A 24,063-nucleotide genomic window follows, 5' to 3' on the forward strand; every position below is an offset into this window, starting at 1 on the left:
TAGGTGGGTAAGTTTGCAAAATAGCACGAAGCCCGATACTCAGTCAGACCTAAACTGTGTTTGAGGGTGGCATTGTTAACAGGGCGTCAGTGCAGTAACTGGGGAAGCCTGGCATCTACTCCACTTATGTGTGGAAACATCAGTTCAAGAAGTGATTCGAGAATGATGTTGGTGTGAGGTGGCAGATGAACCCGTAGTAGTGATAAAGCCTCGGCCGATGAAAGCCAGTAATGGTGTGGAGGACAAAACCAAGGCGACCATTAGCGAAGAGTCTAATGGCATTTGTCAGTATCAAAAGTACGACAAATGGCGAAGGGGGGAAGTATTCTTTAAAGGTATCGAAAGCACAATTTTTTTTTTTTGCAGAGGTTCATAAGCACCCTGACGAGGGTGGACACCGCAGACTGGAACACTAGGAATAGCGTATCTGGACTGACGGGTTGAATGTGGAGTAATGGTTAACCGCTCAGGCAGATTGCCGATAGGCTAGCACCCCTGAAGTTAACATGAAGCGTCAGCTCTGCAAGAAACAAAGTGACATTAGATACCGCAAGTCATAAGGCAATAGATGAAGGTATATTACAGTCTGTATAGTCGTATACTCAACGCAGATGCGTTATACAGCGCTTTCAAAAAAGTGAATAAAAGCAAAGGCGCGGCCGGAATAGATAGGCAGAGCCTGAGTGATTATGCATCTGATTTGGATAATAACCTGAATACGTTGCTAATCGAACTGCAAACGAAAACCTACCAGCCACTACCAGTCAAACGGGTAGAAATCCCGAAAGACGATGGAGGGATCAGGCTGTTAGGTATCCCCGCAGTGAGAGACCGTATAGTCCAGCAAGCATTAAAACACGTGCTTCAACCGATTTTCGACCCTGAATTTCATCCATCGAGTTATGGATACAGGCCGAAAAGAAGTTGCCATGATGCTATCAGCAAAGCGACGCTCTTTATCAGAGAGTACCGTCGTCAATGGGTAGTGGATATGGATTTGTCTAAATGCTTTGACCGACTCAATCATGAGTTGATATTAGCAGGCGTTAAACGCAGAGTGACAGATGGCAGTATTTTAAGGTTGATAAAGCAATTTCTAGACAGTGGCGTGATGATTGGTGACTTCTGGGAAGCGAGTGAAGAAGGCAGCCCGCAAGGCGGAGTGATAAGCCCGTTACTGGCGAACATCTACCTAGACGCATTTGACCAAGAAATGAAACGGCGAGGTCACAGGATAGTGAGATATGCCGATGATATTTTGATTTTATGCAATAGTCAGGCAGGGGCGAAGAACGCCTTACTCAAAGCGACCTTGATACTAGAAAAGGAACTGAAATTGACCGTTAATAGAACGAAAACGCACATTGCGCACAGTGGTGATGGTGTTAAGTTTTTAGGTGTTGAAATCGGTAGCCAATATACACGGATACAAGATAAGAAACTCAAACGGTTCAAAAGCAAAGTCAAAGAGATCACCAAACGTAATCAAGGACGGAATATTGAGAGTGTGATTAAGGAATTAAATCCAGTGGTGAGAGGCTTTGTAAACTATTTCAGAATTGCGAACTGCAAAAGGGAATTTGATAAGCTAGCAGGATGGATAAGAAGAAGGTTAAGAGCGATCCAATTGAAACAATGGAAACGGCCAGCGAAGTTACACAGGCGACTTAAGCAATTGAAGTATAAACCGCCATTTAAGTTCATCAAGATGAACTCGTGGCGCAATTCAGCGAGCCCATTGTCGAGCTTTGCGATGCCGAATAGTTGGTTCACAGAACTTGGCTTATTTAATCCTTCGGAAGTTAAAACGGGATGGCTTGTCTTAACCGACAAGATATGAAGAATACATGAGCCGTATACGAGGCCCGTACGTACGGTTCTGTGAGAGGGCTGAGGTGTAAACCTCACCCTACTCGATGTATTAGGCAATTCCTTTGTAACTCGGCCGGAAAGTAGTATTAAGCAGCCTTGAAGGGCGCCTGGAAACAAAAAGAGCCTCAATCGAGGCCCTTTTTATGTTTTTGAATTGAATTATTAAAAAATTATAACCTGCTCTTACATATTTTGCTCTGGTTGCATGCAGTACTCCTAAATAGGCCTACCTAATAATCCGAACTTTAGACTTATCCCACTTTTTCAATACATTGGCTCGAAACCACTCTGGTCGTAAGGTGTAATATACAGCCTCTTTAATATCCAAAGTTCCGCTTGGGGTTACTTCAGCAAAAGGCGTTAGCGTATTAGTATTGTCAAAAAAATAAACTCGTCGACATTGTGAGGCCATCTCGAACAACTGATTTAGACTGCGATGGTATCTTGCAATTATTTTTTCTTCTGGTACGGGATGACCGCCAGAAATAACCCTTTCATCAACTCTGCTCAAATTAATTTCAGGATCAGCGATACAGACATAATATAAATAAGTCTTAAAGCCTAAATTATTTGCCTTATTAATATACTCTAAATGACTTTCATGACTCATCACTGATTCATAGCTATGAGATATACCTTCAGTAAGCCACTTTTCTCTTTGATCTTTAGATATTTTTTGAGCTAATTTCGAGCGTTCAAGTTTATCAGAAATAGCCTCTTTTAATGATAATTCGACTTCATCTGGATTGGTATATTGCCCTAATGGAACATCATATTTATGTCTTAACGCATCCGTTAAGGTTGTCTTACCTGAGCCATTCGGCCCAGCAATAAGCCTTAATCTAGGCATAAATCATCTTCAATACGAGGAAATTCGGCTTTGGTATCTAACTCTTTAATAACCTCTTTTTTGCCATCCGGATATTTACGATACATAACTCCATCATCAACAAACGTAACTGAAGCACCATTAGCAAAGGCTTTTTTTCTAGCTTGCTTTGTCGCTGCACGCCCTATAGCCGCTAGAGTAGACATGTCTGTTAAAGGATCTTTTCTACTACGGGCTGGAATTCGAGGAATTTGATGTGTACGTATTGTCATCTAAATATCTCCTAGCTTTATTGATAAATAAATTATAAACCCAACTACCCGTAAACTGAATACACTTAAAACACAAAAAGAGCCTCAATCGAGGCCCTTTTTCCTGTTTCTAAGTTATTAAAAAATTAGTATCTACTCAGCGTAATTTGTTTTACGCACCTTAGTATTGCTAATTACCTCGTCTTTGTCGTGCCTACAGGACGTAGGTACTTAGGTTTCGTCTGGAACAAGAAACCTGCGAATACGGTATGATCTGAACCAGAAACAGTGGACACTTAGTTAAGCTATTTTCTTTAATTCGTAGTTTTCAGGGCTAAGATAGCCAAGCGCACTATGTCGCCTCGTTCGATTATAATCAACTTCAATATATTCAAAAACAGTTTGGCGCATTTCTTCTCGGGTTTTCATTAGCTCATTGTCAATCGCTTCAACTTTCATCGAGTGAAAGAAGCTTTCAGCGACTGCTATATCCCAACAATTCCCTTTACGACTCATACTTTGCTTATGCTCATGTGTGTTGATTATGTCCCTAAACGCGTGTGAGCAATATTGGCTACCTTGGTCACTATGGATAAGCACGCCTTTAGGCATGTCTCGTTTAAATTGAGCCATCGTGAGTGCGTCACAAACCAAGTCAGACGTCATTCTTGGTGCCATCGACCATCCTACGACCGCTCGCGAGTAAAGGTCTATAAACACGGCTAAATAAAGCCACCCCTCACTGGTTGCCAAATACGTGATATCCGATACCCATTTTTCATTGGGTGCTTTGGCGCTGAACTCTTGATTAAGTAGATTAGGAGCAACGGGGAGCTTGTGATTACTATCCGTCGTTACTTTAAATTTACGGGTGGCTTTGGCTTCTAACCCTTGCCGTTTCATACTGTCATTAATCGTTTTCACGTCTGCTTGCGTGCCATTTTCCTCTAATTCGACTTGAATACGCCGAGCACCATCGCGGCCTTTACTTGCATCAAATGCGGCTTTTACTTTTTCGTCCCGCTCTTGCCTTTTTTGTTGTCTAGGGCTGGGGTTTCCATCCTGTTTTCGCCATGCATAATACCCACTACGCGACACATCCAACACCGATACCATTGTTTTCATTTTGAATCGGTGCTGATGTTCTAACATAAACTCAAATCGGCTTATTTTAGGTTCTTCGCGAAGTAGGTAGCCGCCTTTTTTAAGATGGATAGTTCCTCATCTTGCTCAGCAAGTTGACGTTTCAATTTTGCCACTTCAGCTGCAAGGTCTGATTCTCGTTGGCTGACTGTTGATCTCTTTTGTGCTTTTAATCGCCAGTTATAAATTTGTGATTCATAAACGCCTAACTGATTAGCAGCTTCTTTAACACCAACTCTTTCTGCTAGTTTCAAGGCTTCTGCTTTGAATTCGGTAGTGTATCTTTTGCGGGATTTCTTGTTTGTCATTTAACACCTCAATCAGTATTTTTACATACTTAACAGGGTGTCCAAAATTATTGGTTCAGATCACAACAGAACAGTTTTTTTTCTCAACGGGATGTAGTGAACAGTTCATTATTACAAACACAAGGCTTGGAATTTAGTTTAAACGGAAAAGTTAATTCTCAATTATCAGTTACTTTTAATCATTCTCACATGGATTCGGAGTACATAAACAAGTTAAATCAATTTGCCTATTTTGGTGCCGCTGACTTATCTGATTCCATTGACCCTAAGGTATTTTGGGGCGGTACGCTAAGCGGACTTATTAACACTGAAGATGGTGGGGAAAAAGGTGGAACACCTGACGATATAAGCTCTCTGCTACTGCGCTATAAACTAACACCTACTTTTTTACTCCACTTCGATTTAAGGTAAGCGCCTAATGAACTGACGTACTTACTTTCGAGAACTGAGAACCGCATAATTTCCTCATCATTCACGCGAGGAAATAACATGACTACAGATAAACAAGCATTCTGGCAAACTCACATCGAACAATGGCAAATGTCAGGGTTAAGCCAAGCCGCCTATTGCCGTCAGCACAACTTATCTCAAAACAGTTTAAGTTACCATAAACATAAAATAGGCAATCCCAATCCACCCTGCCATGTGAGCACCGTTACCAACGGATTTGCTCGTGTGCAAGTCATGGAAAGTTACACAACCAGTGAGCCACTGAGTGTACAACTGAACAATGGCCTTAAGGTGTGTGGGATTAACCATCATAACTTAGAGTTGGTTAAACAATTGGCTCAGGTGTTGTCATGAGCCAAGTGATGCGCCCCAATACGGCACTCACACAGGTTTATCTTTACTGTCAGCCAGTTGATTTTAGAAAGTCATTTCGTGGGTTATCCGCTATCGTTGAATGTGAGTTAGGCCATAATCCATTTGAAGGCCATTTATATGCCTTTACCAATCGTCAACGCAATAAAATCAAATGCCTTTTCTGGGAAAACAATGGCTTCGTCCTTTATTACAAAAGCCTCGCCGAAGAAAAATTCAGGTGGCCTCGTCACAATGAAGAGGTGATGACGTTAACCGGCCAGCAGATAAATTGGTTACTGGATGGCTATGATATCAGTGCTATGCGAGGCCATAAAAAACTCAATTATGAGTCTGTTTTTTAACGACTTTATGACCCAGGTTTGGTATAATTCGTGGCATGAAATTGCCGCCGAACACCCCACTAAATCTAGCATCTGACTCGACCAACATCATGGAAGATATGGCGGCATTGTTGTCTGAAAAAGACGATATTATTGACAAAAAAACAGAAGTGATTGCTTGGCAACAACAGCGTATCGCTTTATTAGAAGAGTACCTCAACCTTGCTAATCAAAAACGTTTTGGCGCCAGCAGTGAGCAAACCAAAGCCGAGCAAGGTAACTTGTTTAATGAAGCCGAAATCACCGCTGAGCCAGAACAAGAAGAGTTACCGTTACCGGATACCCCTTCAAAAGCCAAAACAGGACGCAAGCCTTTTTCTGATAAGTTACCACGTGAGCAAGTATTCGCTTATTTATCTGAAGAAGACAAAGTCGGTGCCATTGACACTTTCTTTGTCAAAGTCAGAGAAGAGTTAGATATCATTCCGGCTCAAGTTCGAGTGTTGGAATACATGCAAGAAAAGGCGGTGTTTAAAGATAAGCAAGACAAGCGCATTATCAAAACTGCTGACGTGATATTACATCCTGTGGCTAAAGCCATGGGCAGTGTTAACTTGATGACTTATATTATCGTGTCGAAATATGCTGATGGTATGCCGTTGTATCGTTTAGAAAATATCGTCCGTCGTTACGGTGGTGATATATCAAGGGCGACCTTAGCCAATTGGGTTATCGCGTTAGCGAGGCAGGTTCAGCCACTTATCCATTTACTTCGTGAGTATCAACATAACGGCTCACTGATAATGGTCGATGAAACCCGAATTCAGGTACTCAAAGAGCCTGGTGCATCCCCAACGAGCAACAAATACATGTGGGTCACCCTCGGTGGAGAGCCAGAACGACAATCAGTCCTGTTTGAATATGATCCTTCGCGCGGTGAGGAGGTACCCTTGCGCCTGCTGGATGGATTCACTAATGGCTATCTGCAATCCGATGGATATGCAGGGTACAATGCTGTCTGCAAAGAATACAAACTAACCTCGTTGGGTTGTTGGGATCATGCAAGGCGTAAATTTAAAGACGCTCAGGTCGCGCAACCGAAAAAGGTCAAGAACAAAGCGAGTAAAGCGGATATGGCGCTTAGCTATATCAACAAACTGTATGTGATAGAGCGTAATATCAAATCCTTGAGTGCCAATGAAAAATATCAAGCACGTCAAAAGCAAAGTGTTCCTGTCCTGAACAAATTAAAGAAATGGTTAGATGTGCAGCGCCCCAAAGTGGTCAAAGACAGTTTAACCGGCAAAGCCATGACGTATTTACACAATCAATGGGACAAGTTAATGGTTTACTGCGAAGATGGTCGATTGAATATCAGTAATATCTTAGCCGAAAACGCAGTACGCCCGTTCGCTGTTGGCAGAAAAGCATGGTTATTTGCAGATAGTCCAGCTGGCGCTCATGCCAGCGGAATACATTATAGCTTGATTGAAACGGCTAAGGTGAATGGCCTTGAACCTTATCATTACCTCAACGCGGTATTCAAAGCCTTGCCATATGCAGATACGGTTGAAAAGTTAGAAGCACTCCTACCTTGGAATTTTAAAACAGAAAATAAAGAAAGCTAGCCCCGCCAGTTCATTAGGCGCTTACTTTTCATTAGGTGATTGAAGACCTGAACCTGCCTCTCCTTAGGTAATTCTTCTCGATAAGATTTTGTGAATGTCTCATCTATCAAATATTGGATACGTCTGAGAGTAATTGTTTGGTTCTGATTCGATTTTGCTTGCTTGTAAATCCTTCGAGTATCGTCATCAGATATATTTCCGCTACTGTGATATTTATTTAGGTACTGCAGAGCATCGCCAGGGTCGTCGGTAAATTCGGTAACATCATCAAAAATTACACCTAAAATTCTAGCTTCTTGAGATAATCGCGAAAGCTTGTCTTTATTAAAATCAAAGTGAACCTTATAGAAGTCCTCTCGGCTCATTCCAAAATCTTCAACAATATTTTGATTATCATATATGTGGACAATTGCCCTTTCTGTTATCTTGCTTTTTCCGAGCAATTTACTCAATTTAGCGAATGTACTTTTTGAAAGCGTTTTTCTTTTTGATGAATTTTCTTTAATAGAATTAAACAAGTTTATGTAACTTGCTGATATCGAAGCCAAGTTGCCGCTAATTGTTTTCTTCTTTCTGTTCGTTTTACGTTTACGAGTGATAGTCATGTTTATCTCCTCATTCAATTAAGTTAGTGGTTATCAGTTGCAGTGATTTGAATCAAATACTCTTCAGTATCTGGGCAATGAAAAACTAGTCGGCATACAATTTGGTCGTTTTCATCTTGATATAACTCACCATATCCGAACTGAACGTATGCAATTTCTCCTTCAAGCTCGTATGAAAACTCAATTCCAGCTTCGTGTGGATGGGCTATACAGCTAAAATCAACTCCGTTAATTCGCATGGATAAGTTGTCATTCTCGACAACTATAAAATCTGGGTCGCCTTTAATTTCGTTCATTAGCTCCTCTGGTAATTCCTCATCTTCTGAGACGTTAAATTCATCTCTAAGCTCTTCTTCTTTTGCCTGTTTCCAATCGGTAAGCTCTTCTTCAAATGGTAAGTATTGGTTTTTAGCTGGTTTCCAGCAGCCGTTAAAAATAGTCATATTTGACTCCTATAAATTTGTTAATAATCGGTTCTTCATGAACTTGTTGTTCATGGACTTTTTGTTGGCCAACGAAGTACATAATAGGAATTTCATGGAAATTTATTACCTAAAGAAACTCTAGTTAAATTGCAGTTATGTAAGTTGTGTAACCGTATGTTTTAAAAGGATATTTTATGGATTAAGTTGAGTTGTTTTTTTAACTTTTGTTTTGTTAGAAGAAAAAGTTGAAATTAAAGAGAGGTTTCCATTTGATGCAACCGCTACTTATCAGTACCTTAGAGGGCAATTCAAAACACATTGATTGAATTTTTTACGATTGGTTTTTATGGAGTAACGTTAATGAAGTTAGGTACTGAAGATAACCGAATAAAACTTGTTCAAGAAAACAACAAAAGGAACCTTCTACTATCGCATTCTACATTTGCTGACAACGGAGGTTATGATCTAGGAAAAATCCCTACGTCCAACTCAGATGGAATTATCTTTCTCAATAACATAATGACCAACCAGCACTTGTCCGACTTGGATATCAGAATCGCATATCATCTGTGGGAGTTAATGTGTGGAGATGATTCGATTTTATTTGGAGAGCTTTTATGTGTTGTCGTTCGCTCTTCTGATGTTAACTTAAGATTTTTTGGTGAAGATGGCTGTTTGTATTTTTCTAAAACTAACGCCATGAAATTTGACTTTGTTGATTTAGAAAAATTTAGTTTGCTAGATTACCTAAACGATAAAAAAAGACTGAGAATACAGTCTAACGAGCTAATTACTTCTTTAAACAATCTTCACTCGTTTTACTACCTAACATGTACTGAAATCGCTGATATAAACTCTGCCGAGTCCAGAAAAGGCACCCTGTATGAAAAAGAAGAAATTTTGCTTTCTAGCGAAACCAAATTAGCTTTCATTCGAATAAACTCCCATTTCGAAAGAATAGATATGACAAACAGGTGGTTCGCGAAAACTTCAAATAACTCTAAATCGAATACAGAGGTAAAAAACAGCGACTGAAACCATCCTTCTGTCTTGTTAGCCTAAAACCAATGTTAATAATCCGGAGTTGACTATAGCTCCGTATTAACCAGAACACTTGGTTTTAGGAGCAACCCATGAGTGACAACTTTCGTCCATCATCAATAAATCAGTCGGTATGCATACACGCCACTAAGATCCTCGAAAAGCTCGATTCAGACGATGAAATCAATGCAGAGATCATCGAAAATTTATCCAACAAATCACAGGGTAGTTGCAAGCTTCTAACTGTTCGTAAGGCTTTGTCTTGTCTGCGGACGAAGGTAGAAGCATCTAGTGATCGAACGAGTACGTTGAGTGAAAACCTTCTGTTTATTTGCAACACCTTTAAACTCCCCAAAATAGGCTATTCAATAGTTGAATTTACAGTTTTAGCGAACCTAAATCCGGGATTTTCGGCACTGTTAGACGAACATAGTTATTCGCTGGGCGTGGCCAGCTACTCACATTTACTTGCGACACATTTTAACTTTGATATTAATGAAGTTGACGAAGTCCTAATTAAGCTGTGTGGTCAAGGTGTTCTGTCTCGATCTGACACTTATGTCTTGGAAATCCCTGTCCTACCGAGCTATTTAAAGCAAGTAATCACAACAGAGCTGTTTAATTCTCGACATTGTATTATTAAACATCTAATTCACGAGTCATCTAGCACAGAGCTAGACGTTAAAGATTTCCCACATGTGAACTTCAACTTGCTTAATAGCTATTTGTCCGAAGCAATCGCTTCTAATCTTGTCGGTGTCAATTTCTTGCTACATGGTGAGGCAGGTACAGGAAAGACAGAGTTTGCGAGGGCATTGGCTAAGTCGAACCAATGCAAGCTTCTTGAAGTGAAAGCGACATCGTTAATAGGTGGTGAGCTGATGGATGAGCTAGAGCATCGCGATAGTGGACGTGAACGGTTGCGATACTTAAGACTAGTGCAATCAATATTACAGCACGATAACAAAACCATTCTATTAATAGATGAATGCGAAAGTTTGTTTGAACAAGCCGACAAACACTACTCGAAAGACTTGCTCCATAACCTGTTGGAACAAAACGCAATACCGTGTATTTGGATCACTAATTACTCTTATTGCTTAGAGGTTTCTTCCATACGACGTTTTAACCTTGTGCAGGAGTTTACCAGCATCAGTCCAAAGACGATTGCGCGTTTGACTGAACCGGCATTGCGAGGTCTTCGTTTAAGTAAAACGTTTAGAAATCAGTTAACTCAGGTTAGCAATATAACACCTGCCAATATTGCTAATGCAGCACATGTAGCCACCACTATCGGACATTCGGGTAAAGCAGCAGAAGAAACAATTTTGCAGATAGTCGAGAGTACATTAGAGGCTTCTGGATTAAAAGAAGATGATCTAGCGTATCGTCCAGCTCAGGAATTTATGCCTCAGTTCTTCAACACCGATGCTAACTTCGAACCATGTGATGTTCTGCTTAAAGCAGTTCAACAATATAAATCGGTTCGAGTATTGCTGACGGGTGTTCCGGGTACTGGCAAGACAGCTTTTGTCCATCACCTATTTGAAAGAGCAGATGTTCCACTGCAACACGTAAAAGTGTCTGATGTTTTAGGTAAATATGTCGGTGAGAGCGAGCAGAACTTAGCGCAAATATTTAGACAAGCTCACCTAGACGGCAGCGGCATACTGCTTGATGAAATAGATGCTCTTTTAGCATCACGAACATCTTTAAACTCTCATCATGAAAAGCAACTCGTTAACGAACTGCTCATGCAAATTGAATGTTTCGATTTGCCGCTATTTGCAGCAACCAACTTCGAAGGACAACTAGATCGAGCAGTACAGCGACGTTTTGACATAAAGCTCGCCTGCACTTATTTGCGCCCCGAGCAGGTGACCGCGTTATTTAAAAAGACAATGGGAATTAGAAAGCTCAAACAAAAAGACAACAGCTCGCTCACTGGTCTCAAATACCTAACACCCGGTGACTTCGCAATCATTGCTCGACGTCTTGAGCTAGGCCTAGAAAACATCCAAATAGTCGATGCTATCGATTTACTCGGACAAGAAAACGAACGAAAACAGCCGAAATCAAGCATCGGCTTTATCAACTAACTCACTTTACTTCCAACAGTTTTACATCAAACCACATCTTAATAATTAGGAGAAAATTATGCGTATTCTTTACGACGGACTCGCTTTGCCTGTTTCCGAGGCTCTTGGCGAACGACTTAAAAAATGTCTCGAAAATACTATGGAAAAGATGACTGACGCAGATATCTTGTCGTTATCTTCAGTGATCTTAAACTTTCGAGACCCCGATTATGATGCGATTAGCGGCGGCTATCATCCTGTTGAAATTCGTTTCGAACAAGTTAATCAAGGCTGGTGCTTTAGCTACATCACAGACTTTAGTTATCAAGGTCAACCACCATTCGCAGAGCTAGCTAAAGAGCTCGACTTTGATTTTCAGGCAGGCATTACTCAAATCATACACTGTGGCGTAATGGCTATTGAAAATACTCGCGACATCTACTGCATTTGGGAAAAGAACTTCTTGCACTATGCAAGCTGTGACATTTACCAAGTGTTTATTTCATTCGAATAGCAAATCAAGTGAGGTACTTATTATGACGACTTCAATTTTACAATCACTGACATTGGAAAAGCGCCCTGAAGTTAAGGGGGGAGATCAACAGTTACAAGCTAAACGTTTTAAGCTTGTTAAAAGGTTAGAGCTGCAACTTGAGTTAGTTCAGTATGCGATGGAAGGAAAACCATACATCCATATAGTGACTAAGCGAGTCAAAGATCCAGAAACGGGAGATAAAATAGAAAAGAAAGTTCAGAAGCGACACAAACCTTGGTTTTATCGCTGTGGCGACAACCACTACTTTGAATTAAGGGTCAGCAATCGAGTCGTTGAGCTAAAAGCGGGTTGTCCTGCTATTAAAGTTGGAACAATGTCTGAACTGCAGAAGGTGATCATTAATTTAATTAAAGCTGCAGAGCTTGGTGAATTAGATAAGTATTTTGAAACTAAGTTTAAGAAGGTTGGGAAGTAAGTATATGATTTATATAGGAAAGAATGGTACCAGCGGGCGGACTCGAACCGCCACGCCCGTGAAGGCGGGGGATTTTGAATCCCCTATGTCTACCAATTTCATCACGCTGGCACATTAAAATTACAGGCAATTTACCTAGTAACTTTTTAAAATCAAATTGTACGTTTTTAGCTTGGTAAAGCAATTAAACTTTGCAAGTGTTTACAAATTTTTATTTGCGATTCAAAAGCGTAAACTTTAAGTTTATCAACCAGTTATGCTACTAAAACTTCAAGACGGGCTCAATTTTGAATCCCCTATGTCTACCAATTTCATCACGCTGGCACATTTAAGAATTCAGGCTTGGATGCCTGATTTGCAAAGCATTATACAAAGCGCTTTATGTGTGGCAAGCACTTTTTTAACCTTTTGTTGCAAGTGGTTATAATTCCATCAATGTTTTGTTTTTTGCTCAACAATCAAGGGTAGCAACAGGGTAAATTTTACGCCTTTACCGAGATCCGATTCGGCTTCTATGGTGCCACCGAGTTTTTGAACGACTAAGTTGTAGATAATGTGCATGCCAAGGCCAGAGCCGCCGTCGCCACGTTTGGTGGTGAAAAATGGGTCAAATATTTTAGGTAAGTCTTGTTGAGGAATGCCTTTGCCGTCGTCTTGGTAAATCATGACTAATTGTTGGTCATTTAAGTAACTTTGAACTTTGATTGTATGGTGTTGTGCTTGGCTAAAGCCGTGAGTAAGTGAGTTGATGACAAAGTTGGTGATAATTTGCGCGATAGCGCCAGGGTAGCTTTGCATTTCGATGGCTAAGTCGATTTCGCTTTCTATTGTTACATCATACTTTTTCGTTTGTGGTTGCAGCGAATTGAGTACTTCTTCAATGTAGTTGGCTAGTTTAAAACGCCGGAGTTCTTCATGGCTTTGGTCAACGGCGACTGATTTAAAATTGTGGATCAAATCGCCTGCGCGGGTGAGGTTTTTAAACGTAATTTCAGAAGCTTGACGCAGGTGTTCCATAAATTCGTTAAGTTGACTGCGGGTGAGGCGATTGTCATTAAGGTTAGCCTCTAATTCTTGTATTCGAGATAACAAGGATGTGCTAGCGGTTAACGCAACACCGATAGGCGTGTTGATTTCGTGAGCGACGCCAGCAACTAATTGGCCTAAGGATGACATTTTTTCACTTTCTACTAAATGGCGCTGCATGTCTTTTAATTTCTGTAAAGTGACTGTGAGCTCTTCATTGGAATGGGCGAGTGCTTCGGTGCGTTCTGCCACTTTTTGCTCTAAATGCTGGCGTGATTCCATAATAGTACCGGCCATGGTATGCATTAAGCTGGCAAGCAACTGAAACTCGGCGTAATTAAAGTTGGGCACTTGTGCTTCAAAATCGCCTTGGCTGTAGTCTTTTACCAATTCACTAAGATTATTAAACGGTTGTGATAACTGCTTAGCCATAAAAAAGGCTATAAAAATAGAGGCTACAATAATAATCAAGCTAATAGTGAGTACCGTTATTAATGCTTTGTTGATCGGTTCGACTGCATTTTGTTTTGGGATGGCGTAACGGATCTCAAATTGAATTTGTCGCAAGGTCAATTCAACTGTTTCAAATAAGAAGTCATCTGGGTTATTGATAATTTGGCCGTGGGTGGCGATGTCTTGATCTTGGTAACGAAAGGCGATGTTTTCTTGTTCGCTTATGGGTAGACGACTAATCAGTTTATCTATCGGGATGACACTGACAATAGTGCCGACCACGGTTTTTTGATTTGGCAGGCCTTCAAAACGTTTAATTAGTGGTACACCAACAATAATAAATTTGTCGTGCGGGTAGGCAGTGCCTGTGTGTTGTTCTACTAGGGTTTTAAATTCTTGAGTGTTGAGTTGAAAAAACAAGGCTAAATCTGAGTCGCTATCTCGCAGTTTATAAAATATGTCATTCAGTGGCTTAGCTATGAACATTTCATAGTCTTGTGGGTGGGATTCAACCGGCCAATTCGTGGTGTCATACACCTGGGTTATATCCGCAATGGGGTTACGGTTTGCGTATTGGCGCAGGCGGTCTTGTACTTTGGCGGCGAATATTGCGTGTTCTGTTACCAGTACTACGTTTTGGTCGTGTGCTACTTGTTCAAGGCTGGCTGCCAGTAATCGTAAATCGGTTTGTACTTTTTCTGCTAAGCCCTGCACTTTGATTTGCATTTTAGTGGTGAGTTGCTTGTAGTGATTTTGGTTGAGTTGGTAAATCAATACAGCAGCAACAAGCAACGACGGGATAATAACGGCAGGTATGATAGTGCTCAGTAAAATTATCCGAAAACTGCGGCCTCGCGTTTGGTTATATTGATTCATGGTTGGGCCTTTTGCTGATTAAGGATGACCAATTCGCGCTCTGCGACGATCTGCATAACTTTAGCTGCACGCTCGGCACTGACCTTGGTGCGCCAATATAAATCGAATCCTTTACGCATTCCGGACCAAGCCGCTGAAATGCTAGGTTGCGGCGGAATGGGAATGGATTGGCTGAGTTGTGATACTAAAGCTTGATATTGGGCGCTAAGCTGTTGGCCAGATTCGGCTTGGATCTGGCTGAGGACTGATATTGCTCCTAGTTCAATCGACATTTTTTCTTGAAAAGTGGGTGCTAGCGTGTAATTGACTAGTTTGGTTAACGCTAGGCGCTTGGAGGAATTATGTGATTGATTGGGGAACAGCCAGCATATTGATGAAAAGTAGGCTTTCATGGGTTTGTCGTCAATATAAGGCAACTGACTGACACCTAACTTTTCGCCCAATGCTTGTTTAAAATCTTTAAATGCCCAATCGCCATTGATCGAGTAAGCCACTTTACCTTCCATAAATCGTTTAAAGCTACAATCGTAATCGCAGTTTCTGTCTATAATGTTTTGCTCTTCTAGGCTTCTATAAAATCGCAAGGCTTGCGCCATTGCAGGTGTGTTTAAATATACTTGTGTTTCGCCCACAATGTTGGCGTCAAATGCCGTGGTAAACGCAAAAAACCAATACATTTCATTGTAGTTCCAGCCTATGGGTTCGACACCTTTGGCTCTTATTTCCGCTGTTTTACTTTTTAGTTGCGCCCAATTTTTTATAGGTTGTTGCACTAAATCTCGGTTGTAGTACATAACTAAATGATTGCCAACCGATAGGGGGATCCCGTAAATATGCTGGTTGGCGGTGACGGTTAACCAAACATTGTTAGCGATAGGCTCTAGCGCAAAGTCGTTAGGATTGACTTGAGAAAAGCCCATAATATTGCGGTCACTAATGAAATCGGAAGGCGCTAAGACTAGATCAGGTGGGGTGTTTTGCATTAATGCTTTAACTAGAGCGGTTTTTAAATCGGTTGTGCGTAAGTAGGTCAGTTCGATTTCTATGCCGAGTTTTTCGCTTGCTATTTGCATTTGCTGTTCAAAAAATACAGCGGCGGCTTGTTCTTTTTGATACCAAATTTTGATCTTAGGCTGTTCGGCAGCATGACTGAATACCGCTATCATTAACAGGCTGATTAATAAAAAAATTTGGCGCACAGTGATTTCACATAAAAAGCATTTGCCACTAAGTATAAGCATGGATTTTCAGCTCTTCCATTTACTGATAGAGAAGAAAAGTTTTAATTTAATGAACCTTTTTAAAAATGGCTTCGTCTTTTAAGTTAAACACCTAGGCATATAGCAAAAGCGAGAAGACTACATTGATTAATTTGGATACGGACAGCAGTGCAGCAAGCGAAAATTGATTTACTGGTTATTTCAGCGCAGCGTGGTAATCAAGCGGCATTCTCTGAGTTGGTCAACGAGTTTAACCAGCCTTTATTGCGGTTCGGTTATCGTCTTTGTAGCGATACCGAGCTGGTTAAAGATGCGGTTCAAGAAACCTGGTTAACCTCAGCAAAGGGATTAAGCAAACTTAATGATCCGCGCGCATTTCGCTGTTGGCTTTATCAAACTTTGCGGTGGCGCTTAACGGATTTAGCGCGTAAACAAAGCCAATTTGAGTTGGTCGAGTTAGCTGAGCACAAGGACGTATCTGAAGGTGGTGTGCCGGAACAGCCAGCGGTAACCAAGCCAATAGAACTCGATAATGAGGTGTTAAAAGCGATTGCCCAACTGGGTGAAACTGAACAGCAGATCTTGCATTTGTTTTATTTAGATGAAATGAAAATGGTGGAAATAGCGGCCATTCTAAGCATCCCAGTCGGTACGGTTAAATCTCGATTAAACCGCGCTAAAAAGCAATTAAAGACCATTATGCAAGCCTAAATAGGGGTAAATGTCATGAAGTTAGATGATCAAATAAAACAATCGTTACAACAAGAAGCGCAACAGCTAGATGCCATACTGGCACAAGAGCCGGGGATATTCGGCATGATAAATAACTCGTACCGAGGCGCTTTGCGTATATGGCTGATTATTGCCAGCGTTGCGGGCGTAATAGCGACCCTTTGCTTTGTTTGGTGTGGCTATCAATTTGTTATGGCCGAATTAGCCGTTGATAAAGTGTTTTGGGGTGTGTGGTTTATTGTGGGTTTGTATATACAAGCGATGATTAAACTGTGGTTTTTTATGGAAATGAATCGTACATCAACCGTTAGAGAAATTAAACGCCTTGAGTTAGCGGTTGAAAGGCTTTACGCTCGTTTGGAGCAATAACGGAACTAATCGACGATTTAGGTCTGCTAACGAACAATTTATGCCAGTTAGCAGGTCTTATTGGTAGTCATTAAAAATAATAGAAAGAGTGCCCAGTGAAAATTAGCAAATCCAATAGAAGCCAATTTAAAGACCATCAAATTACTGACGAGAGTGTATTTAATGATCGCCGCAGTTTACTCAAGCAACTGGGTTTTATTGGCGCCTCTGGGTTAATCGCTAATCAAGCGCAAGCGAGTTTGTTAGATATTTTTAAAGACGATAAACCGCAAGCTAAACCAGCTGGAACTGAGCTACGTCCGCTTAAATTTAAAGCATCAACATTATCGCGTGAGGGCTTAACGCCGGAAAAGAAAGTGACGACTTATAATAACTTTTATGAGTTTGGCACCCAAAAATCGGATCCTGCCCAAAATGCTTATCAGCTGTCAATTGACCCATGGCAAGTTAAAGTCGGTGGTTTATGTAACAACGCGTTTGAGCTGGGTTTTGAAGATCTGTTTACGCGTTACCCGTTAGAAGAGCGCATTTATAATTTTCGCTGTGTCGAAACTTGGTCCATGGTTGTACCTTGGATTGGTTTTCCGTTAGCGTCACTATTGAAAGAAGCGGATCCAACGAGCAAGGCCAAATATGTCGCCTTTGAAACCTTGTACCGACCAGAAGAGATGATAGGGCAAAAATCACGCTTTGCTGGTGGGGGAATTCAATACCCGTATGTTGAAGGTTTGCGTTTGGATGAAGCCATGCATCCGCTGACCATTTTGGCGGTGGGTTTATACGACAAAAGTTTACCTAATCAAAATGGTGCGCCTATTCGCTTGGTAGTGCCTTGGAAATATGGTTTTAAATGTATTAAGTCCATTGTCAGTATAAAGCTGACTGACAAAGAGCCGCCAACGACATGGAATATTAGCGCGCCCCAAGAGTATGGTTTTTATGCCAATGTGAATCCACAGGTCGACCATCCGCGTTGGAGCCAAGCACAAGAGCGACGTTTAACTACAGGTGGTTTGCTAGCGCAACGTTATATTAAAACCGCTATGTTTAATGGTTACGCCGAGCAGGTAGCGAGTTTGTATAAAGGCATGGATCTCGCCAAATATTATTAGAGGCGTATAGGGTTGTTTTTGTAGGGCCGGTTTTATACCTGCAACCCCAGCGTATCTAAAATAAGTTAGGGTTGGTGGATATAAAATCCACCCCACATATACAATCCACCTTAAGATTTAATCAGTTTAAATACAGGGTCATTTGTGCTGCGCATTTTGTCTATAATCGCGTTATGCAGCTTAGTGACAATGGCTTTTTGTTGAGGCGTTAACTGGGTTTGTAATAAATTGTGAGATTCGTCCGGATCGTTGACAAGATCATAAAATTCATCGCGCCCTTGGTTGTTAAAATCGCGGATTAATTTGTATTTGCCGTCGCTATACATGCGCATATGGGTAATGGATTGATGTTGTGTCGAGTAGGCGGCGTAATAATCGGTTGAGAGCAGGGTGTTTTCATCTAAAAGTGCAGGCAAAAAGTCTTTACCCCGTACAATGTTGTTATCACTGACTTTACCTTTAGCAATGCTCACCAAGGTTGGAAACCAGTCTATGTTGGGCATAGTCGAACGGTTTTCCGTATTGGCTTTAATTGCGTTTGGCCAGCGGACTATAGTGGGCACTTTTAAGCTTGGGTCGTACATATTAGGGCGTTGGCCGCCGGGTACGTTTTCTGTACCTTTAGGTTTGTTTTTTAATAGCCAAAAGCCATTGCCTTTATGCCAAATACCATTTAAACCTATGTTGTAGCCATGATCAGAGGTAAAGACTAAAAAGGTATTGTCGGCTAAATTAAGCTCATCCAACACTTGCATAATGCGCCCGACATTGCGGTCGATACCACGCACGCTAGATAAATATTCGCGCATTAGTTTTTTGCCGCGCTTTAAATTTAAACCTGGGTAGTCAGGGTGGGGCAGTTGCATATCCATATTTTTATACGGTGCTTCATCTTCCGGTGCTACCGGTAAAAAGCGATAATGCGGAGCGCGTAAATGCAGTGATAAAGCAAATTTATTGGCTTTATTTTTGTTGATAAAGTCGATGGCGTAGTCGGTTAAAATATCAAAGGTTAAGCCCTTGTGTGCTGTTTCTACCCCATTCACTTCCATTTGCGGATTGTCGGGTGGCGCACCCGCTTTTCTAAAACCAACAAATTCATGATAGCCGTGTTTTTTAGGATGGTAATCATCGGCTTTACCTAAATGCCATTTGCCGATTAAGCCAGTGTAATAACCCGACTGTTGAAGTATTTCTGGCCAGGTTTCAAATTTAGTATCCAAGCCTAGGGTAAATTGATGACCAGTAAGGGTTTTGGCTTTGGGATTATCATTTATCCAATCATCAATACCTAACTCGTAACCGTATTGCGAGGTTAATAAACTAGCGCGAGAAGGACTACAGACAGGGGTTGTAGCATAGGCGTTAGGTAAATACATGCCTTGGCTTGAGAGTTTATCTAAATTAGGCGTTAAGGCTTGTTTATTGCCTGAGCGTCCTAGGGCCCACGGCGCTTGATCGTCTGTGTAAATAAAAACAATATTAGGTGGCTCAATGTCTTTAAGGCTAGTGTTTTTAGCCTGAGTTTGCGCATCCTCAGGTGTCTTATTACAGGCTGTCAGAGCAACCGTTGCGAGTATAGCTGGAATGATTTTTACGTTATTTATCTTAAACATACTTTTTCGCTTTCAATGTAATCAATTTGTTGGGCGCTCGCTGCCGATTAATCGCTGCAAAAAGGCTTACTTAAATTGTTGAATATCGCTATCCAAATCGTGAAACAGGTTATTAATGGCTAAGTAATCCGTTGTCGGTCGTTTGTTGTAACTACGGCTAACAATGCCATAGGTTTTAAATTTTATTGTGCGCTTTCCATTCACACCCTGAATGGTATTGTTTTTGATCACTAAATTGCCTTGTGCACCATCTAAACCAATGGCTTCATAGTGGCGGCCACGGGCATTTATCGGCGATGTTTTACCCGCGTAAATATCACCTAAACCTGAAATAACATTGTTGGCAACGGTAGCGTCATTCACTCTTTCTAATGAAATAGCTCTAACCGCGCTTTTTATCGTGTTATTACTGATATTCGCTTGGTATGAAGTTCGACCTGAAAATAAGTGCTTTATGCTTAAACCAACCGCAACATTGTTAAGCCTGTTGTTTTGCATGGTGATACGATCTGCGCCTCGCTTACTGGTAATGCCATCGTAAGCGCGCTCAACGTAATTGTTTATCAGCACAAAGTCGTCGCCAATTTCACCATTTTTTCCTGCCGCGGTAACGTAAATAGCCGCGTCTCGAATACCAAAAAAGTTATTGTTTTTAATAGTCGCTTGGCGTGTTCCGGCCATGAGAATACCGCTATCGCCACCCGCTAAATAAAAAGGATCTTTGGCTGTTTTAGTACCGACTACCGTAATACCGTCGACAATGACATTACGTAATTTTTGAAAGCCATTGTGGTGGCCTCTAATCGATAGCGCATCTGCGGTTTTTTTCGTTCCTGTTCGGCCTTGAGGTGTCATTTTAGTAATGGGAACCACCTGTGATACTTTGGCGTTGGCTATATTGATAAAACCACCAACCCAATGAACTTCGCTTTCAACCTGCAAAGCACATTTTTGAGAATGTTTGCTGTGTGCATCTAAACTGAACAGATCACCATCAAGCTTGCTGGTTGCGAAGAAAAGCGCTTGGCTTGCATCCACGATTAAGTCATTTCGTAAAATAACCTTTATTTCATTGTCTATGTAATATTGGCCGCTAATTTTTACAGGCAAGCCAGTGTTGGTGGCATTTTGCAGGGCTTGTTGCAGAGAGTTAACGTTACCTTTGGGATCAAACGGTAAAGCGTGGCATTGACTGTCGCTGCCGATACTGTCAACTCGCGATTTATTGTTGTGAGCGACAGCCGCTTGATTATTGGGGTGTGTATTTGCGCAACTCAATAGGACTGAAGCAGATAAGATGATCAGCAGAAGTTTGATTTTACATTGTGACATCATTGCTTACTTCTTAGATAGAACGCTTAACTAGTCATGATAAATCAATAAAAATTAATTAACAATCTTGTAAAGTCATTAATATATTGAATTAAGCGACTTTTAGTTGGATTTATGATTTTTAGTGATTGTTAATGACTTGTTGTGAGTGTTTTATTGATGTATATTTCGCAGCAATAAATTGGAATAAGTCATGTTCTGATGTTGGGCAGTGGTTACGATCTGCGATAATTTTTCGGCTGGATCGTGCGAATTGACATTAGACATAGAAGAGTTGGCACTTAGCAATTTGCTACTGAGTCATTTGCTACTTAGTCATTTGTTACTCAGGAATAAGCTCTTTTGAATTCACAAAATAAGGTACTCACATGAAAAAATTAGCTTCAGCGCTTTTTGTGGCAAGTTTGGCATTAATCGGTTGTCAGTCAACGTCATCATCGTCCTCAATGGTAGAAAAGCAACCTATTCAGTTGTTTAACGGTAAAGACTTAAGCAATTGGACGATTGAAAGTAATGGACAATTTTCGGTGGAAAATGGCGTTATCAAGTTAAACCGCGGCACAGGTTGGTTACGTTCAAACGATACTTTTAGTGATTATGTGCTTACCATGGAATTTCGCTTTTTAGAGAAAGAAGCCAACAGTGGCATTTTTGTGCGTACCCAAGCAACCAAACATCAAGACGAAAAAGGCTATCCAAATAATGGCTATCAAGTGCAAGCTAAAGACACGCTCGAAGGTATCGCATTGGCGCAAATGATCCCTTACGGTGCCCCACCTTTTCAACACGCGTTTGATTTAGAAGCATTAAAGCTTGCCTACAAACCGCATGGTGAATGGCACACCTACGAAATTACGGCTAAAGGCGAAACGTTACAAGTTAAATTAAATGACATCGTTATTAGTACTGCAACCCATATTAAAAACCTTGATGGCCATATTGGCATTCAAGGTGAGTTTGGCCTTTTAGAGTTCAGAAAAATTGAAGTATTACCCTTGTAATCGTTAGGAATTATTAACATGAAATTGCTTACACAAAACATTAAAAGTCTCATAGGCTGTTCGTTACTCGTTGGGTTAGCAGGGTGTAATGCTGTTGCTGATAAAAATACCTCTGCCAGTGCGCCAAAGTTGATCCCAGCACAAACGGGGAGTTTTGGTGATCAAGGCGACGGTACCTACATTAACCCTATCTTAAATGCTGATTATCCGGATTCAGATATTGAGCAAGTCGGCGACACCTACTACATGATCACATCTAAGCAGCATATGTCGCCTGGTATGCCAATTTTAGAGTCAAAAGACATGGTTAACTGGACCAACACCGGCCATGCTTTTCCTAAATTGTCATGGGCGCCAGAATATAACTGGGATCGCATGAATGGCTATTCGTTTGGTACATGGGCAGGTGATATTGCTTACCACGAAGGTAAATGGTACGTCTATCAAATTGATTACCAACACGGCCTTATGGTTACCATGGCTGACGACATTAGCGGCCCGTGGAGTGAGCCTATTATGATGCTACCGCATGCGGAAGTATTAGATGATCCAGGGGTATATTTTGATCACGAAACGAAAAAAGCTTACGTCATCATTAATACAGGCTTAAAACATAAAAGCCCAGATAACAAAATTGAAGGTAACGAAAACTACATTTATGAAATGAGCTGGGATGGCACCAAAATCCTTGACGAAGGTAAATTAGTTTACACCGGCATGGGGGCAGAAGCGGCTAAAATCTACAAGATTGACGGCACTTGGTATATCACCATGGCGCAATGGACCATGGGTGATTACTCAACCAAGCCGGGTGTTAAAAACCCTAAAAACGACCGTAAACAGTTAATTTTGCGTTCAAAAGAAAGTATTTACGGCCCATACGAAGTTAAAACTATCTTAGAAAAAGGCAAAGAGTTTAACAACCGTAGTGCCAGTCAAGGTGGCTTTATGACCGCACCAGATGGATCTTGGTGGTACATGCATCAGCTTATTCAAAATGACGATATTCCGTTCCAAGGTCGCCCACAATGTTTAGAGCCTGTGACTTGGGTTGATGGTTGGCCAATTATTGGTTTTGACGAAGATAATGACGGTATTGGTGAGCCACTTAAGCGTTATAAAAAGCCGATTAATGGTTATCCTATCACCGCACCTAAGAGCGATGATGATTTCTCATCAAGCAAACTCGGACCACAATGGGAATGGAACCATAACCCAAGAGACAGCCATTGGTCGCTAACAGAACGCCCAGGTTGGTTACGATTAAAAGCTAGCAAAGTATTGCCAAACAACAGCAACCACGGCCCTAAAATCAACGAATGGACCAATAATGATGGGTCAGATTCTGATTTTTGGCGCGCGCCAAACACCCTAAGCCAACGTATGATGGGTATCACTACCGGTACCGCAGTGGCTAAATTTGATATTTCAGGCATGAAGCCAAATCAATTAGCCGGTTTTGTCCGTTACGGCGGAGTATTTAACCTGCTAGGTGTGGAAGTGGATGCTAATGGCAAGAAGCATTTGTTCTACATGGATAAAATGAGTAACAAAACCAAAGGCCCAGAGATCACAGGTAACGACTTATACGTGCGTACATCAAACGCGCGTGACCAAGCTACCTACGAGTACAGCTTTAACGGTAAAAATTACAAAGCCTTTGGCCCAAGCTTTACCATTGCTTTTGGTAAATGGACAGGCGATCGTTTAGGTTTCTTCTCGTGGAATGAACAACGCGACACTGACGCCGGACACATAGATGTTGATTGGTTTACATACGATTATGATGGTCCTAAAGCCGCTCGTATCGCTTTTAAATAAATAACAAATATAAATCTGTAAATCTTAAGCCCGCCTTGATTGTTATTAAGGCTGGCTTTTTTGTACTTATAGGTGAGTATTTATTTACCAAAATGATAATTTTTTCAATATGGGATTGTCATTGCTAATCCTGTTGAGAGTGACAATACTTGAGTGAAAACAGGTAGCTAGTAACTTATAAATTAAGCTCTATAAATGTATAAATATTG

General features: G+C 41.1%; 23 protein-coding genes and 1 tRNA gene. 14 read left to right on the top strand and 10 right to left on the bottom strand.

Going from position 1 to position 24,063, the window contains the following annotated elements:
* The first annotated feature begins 568 nt into the window (after positions 1-568).
* Complete coding sequence (ltrA, locus tag C2869_RS06120) at positions 569-1,840, top strand: group II intron reverse transcriptase/maturase (RefSeq protein WP_108602111.1); 1,272 nt, start codon at positions 569-571, stop codon at positions 1,838-1,840.
* A gap of 258 nt (positions 1,841-2,098) precedes the next feature.
* Here the strand turns inward: ltrA and C2869_RS06125 are convergent, their stop codons facing one another.
* The 3 genes from C2869_RS06125 to C2869_RS06135 form a co-directional block, all read right to left on the bottom strand.
* Positions 2,099-2,722, bottom strand: a complete 624-nt coding sequence (locus C2869_RS06125; protein ID WP_108602112.1) for a zeta toxin family protein — start codon at positions 2,720-2,722, stop codon at positions 2,099-2,101.
* Entirely contained in the window at positions 2,710-2,973 is a 264-nt protein-coding gene (locus C2869_RS06130) for a hypothetical protein (RefSeq protein ID WP_108602113.1), read from the bottom strand. The genes C2869_RS06125 and C2869_RS06130 overlap by 13 nt, the downstream gene beginning before the upstream one ends.
* 279 nt (positions 2,974-3,252) lie before the next feature.
* A protein-coding gene (locus C2869_RS06135) for an IS3 family transposase (protein ID WP_108602114.1) occupies positions 3,253-4,403 on the bottom strand; the annotation gives its coding sequence in 2 pieces (ribosomal slippage) (positions 3,253-4,163 and positions 4,163-4,403; 1,152 coding nt in all).
* A 96-nt stretch (positions 4,404-4,499) separates the two neighbouring features.
* On the opposite strand from C2869_RS06135, the gene C2869_RS06140 reads away from it, so the two are divergent.
* The 4 genes from C2869_RS06140 to tnpC all read left to right on the top strand — a co-directional run bounded on the left by C2869_RS06140 (position 4,500) and on the right by tnpC (position 7,176).
* The gene (locus C2869_RS06140) at positions 4,500-4,814 is read left to right on the top strand and encodes a hypothetical protein (RefSeq protein WP_108602115.1); all 315 of its coding nucleotides are present in this window, start codon (positions 4,500-4,502) and stop codon (positions 4,812-4,814) included.
* 78 nt (positions 4,815-4,892) lie between these two features.
* Positions 4,893-5,207 (top strand): IS66 family insertion sequence element accessory protein TnpA, encoded by a 315-nt coding sequence (tnpA, locus tag C2869_RS06145; protein ID WP_108602116.1) that lies wholly within the window; start codon positions 4,893-4,895, stop codon positions 5,205-5,207.
* Complete coding sequence (tnpB, locus tag C2869_RS06150; protein ID WP_108602117.1) at positions 5,204-5,569, top strand: IS66 family insertion sequence element accessory protein TnpB; 366 nt, start codon at positions 5,204-5,206, stop codon at positions 5,567-5,569. Before tnpA ends, tnpB begins: the two co-directional genes overlap by 4 nt.
* Positions 5,570-5,604: 35 nt before the next feature.
* Positions 5,605-7,176, top strand: a complete 1,572-nt coding sequence (gene tnpC, locus C2869_RS06155; RefSeq protein WP_108602118.1) for an IS66 family transposase — start codon at positions 5,605-5,607, stop codon at positions 7,174-7,176.
* On the opposite strand, the gene C2869_RS06160 is transcribed toward tnpC, so the two are convergent.
* Together C2869_RS06160 and C2869_RS06165 are read right to left on the bottom strand one after the other, a co-directional pair.
* Entirely contained in the window at positions 7,173-7,781 is a 609-nt protein-coding gene (locus C2869_RS06160) for a hypothetical protein (RefSeq protein ID WP_108602119.1), read from the bottom strand. The two genes, tnpC and C2869_RS06160, sit on opposite strands and share 4 nt — an antisense overlap.
* Before the next feature lie 23 nt (positions 7,782-7,804).
* Positions 7,805-8,224, bottom strand: coding sequence for a hypothetical protein (locus C2869_RS06165; RefSeq protein WP_108602120.1), 420 nt, complete (start codon positions 8,222-8,224; stop codon positions 7,805-7,807).
* Positions 8,225-8,566: 342 nt separating this feature from the next.
* Here C2869_RS06165 and C2869_RS06170 point away from each other — a divergent pair, with 342 nt between their 5' ends.
* The 4 genes from C2869_RS06170 to C2869_RS06185 all read left to right on the top strand — a co-directional run bounded on the left by C2869_RS06170 (position 8,567) and on the right by C2869_RS06185 (position 12,296).
* Positions 8,567-9,241 carry a hypothetical protein gene (locus C2869_RS06170; RefSeq protein WP_108602121.1) on the top strand — a complete coding sequence of 225 codons (675 nt, stop codon included), beginning with the start codon at positions 8,567-8,569 and terminating at the stop codon, positions 9,239-9,241.
* A 98-nt stretch (positions 9,242-9,339) separates the two neighbouring features.
* A complete protein-coding gene (locus tag C2869_RS06175) occupies positions 9,340-11,346 on the top strand; it encodes an AAA family ATPase (protein ID WP_108602122.1) in 2,007 nt (668 codons plus the stop codon).
* Positions 11,347-11,404: 58 nt separating this feature from the next.
* Positions 11,405-11,839: a DUF2787 family protein gene (locus C2869_RS06180; protein WP_108602123.1), complete on the top strand. Its 435-nt coding sequence runs from the start codon at positions 11,405-11,407 to the stop codon at positions 11,837-11,839.
* Positions 11,840-11,861: 22 nt separating this feature from the next.
* Entirely contained in the window at positions 11,862-12,296 is a 435-nt protein-coding gene (locus C2869_RS06185) for a hypothetical protein (protein ID WP_108602124.1), read from the top strand.
* Between the two features lie 24 nt (positions 12,297-12,320).
* On the opposite strand, the gene C2869_RS06190 is transcribed toward C2869_RS06185, so the two are convergent.
* From C2869_RS06190 to C2869_RS06200, 3 genes are all read right to left on the bottom strand, one after another.
* Positions 12,321-12,407, bottom strand: a tRNA-Leu gene (locus tag C2869_RS06190).
* 321 nt (positions 12,408-12,728) lie between these two features.
* Complete coding sequence (locus tag C2869_RS06195) at positions 12,729-14,651, bottom strand: sensor histidine kinase (RefSeq protein ID WP_108602125.1); 1,923 nt, start codon at positions 14,649-14,651, stop codon at positions 12,729-12,731.
* On the bottom strand, positions 14,648-15,892 hold the full coding sequence (locus tag C2869_RS06200) for a sugar ABC transporter substrate-binding protein (protein WP_108602126.1): 1,245 nt from the start codon (positions 15,890-15,892) through the stop codon (positions 14,648-14,650). The genes C2869_RS06195 and C2869_RS06200 overlap by 4 nt, the downstream gene beginning before the upstream one ends.
* 147 nt (positions 15,893-16,039) lie before the next feature.
* On the opposite strand from C2869_RS06200, the gene C2869_RS06205 reads away from it, so the two are divergent.
* The 3 genes from C2869_RS06205 to msrP all read left to right on the top strand — a co-directional run bounded on the left by C2869_RS06205 (position 16,040) and on the right by msrP (position 18,084).
* Complete coding sequence (locus C2869_RS06205) at positions 16,040-16,582, top strand: RNA polymerase sigma factor (protein ID WP_159084063.1); 543 nt, start codon at positions 16,040-16,042, stop codon at positions 16,580-16,582.
* A gap of 15 nt (positions 16,583-16,597) precedes the next feature.
* Positions 16,598-16,972 (top strand): DUF6768 family protein, encoded by a 375-nt coding sequence (locus C2869_RS06210; RefSeq protein WP_108602128.1) that lies wholly within the window; start codon positions 16,598-16,600, stop codon positions 16,970-16,972.
* Between the two features lie 95 nt (positions 16,973-17,067).
* Positions 17,068-18,084, top strand: coding sequence for a protein-methionine-sulfoxide reductase catalytic subunit MsrP (gene msrP, locus C2869_RS06215; protein ID WP_108602129.1), 1,017 nt, complete (start codon positions 17,068-17,070; stop codon positions 18,082-18,084).
* A 110-nt stretch (positions 18,085-18,194) separates the two neighbouring features.
* On the opposite strand, the gene C2869_RS06220 is transcribed toward msrP, so the two are convergent.
* Both C2869_RS06220 and C2869_RS06225 read right to left on the bottom strand, forming a co-directional pair.
* Entirely contained in the window at positions 18,195-19,700 is a 1,506-nt protein-coding gene (locus C2869_RS06220; RefSeq protein WP_108602130.1) for a sulfatase family protein, read from the bottom strand.
* Positions 19,701-19,766: 66 nt separating this feature from the next.
* A complete protein-coding gene (locus C2869_RS06225) occupies positions 19,767-21,035 on the bottom strand; it encodes a right-handed parallel beta-helix repeat-containing protein (RefSeq protein ID WP_108602131.1) in 1,269 nt (422 codons plus the stop codon).
* 365 nt (positions 21,036-21,400) lie between these two features.
* Here C2869_RS06225 and C2869_RS06230 point away from each other — a divergent pair, with 365 nt between their 5' ends.
* Positions 21,401-22,033: a 3-keto-disaccharide hydrolase gene (locus tag C2869_RS06230; RefSeq protein ID WP_108602132.1), complete on the top strand. Its 633-nt coding sequence runs from the start codon at positions 21,401-21,403 to the stop codon at positions 22,031-22,033.
* Between the two features lie 18 nt (positions 22,034-22,051).
* On the top strand, positions 22,052-23,854 hold the full coding sequence (locus C2869_RS06235) for a glycoside hydrolase family 43 protein (protein WP_108602133.1): 1,803 nt from the start codon (positions 22,052-22,054) through the stop codon (positions 23,852-23,854).
* The last annotated feature ends 209 nt before the right edge of the window (positions 23,855-24,063 follow it).

It is taken from the genome of Saccharobesus litoralis (assembly GCF_003063625.1).
In the GTDB taxonomy this organism is placed as follows: domain Bacteria; phylum Pseudomonadota; class Gammaproteobacteria; order Enterobacterales; family Alteromonadaceae; genus Saccharobesus; species Saccharobesus litoralis.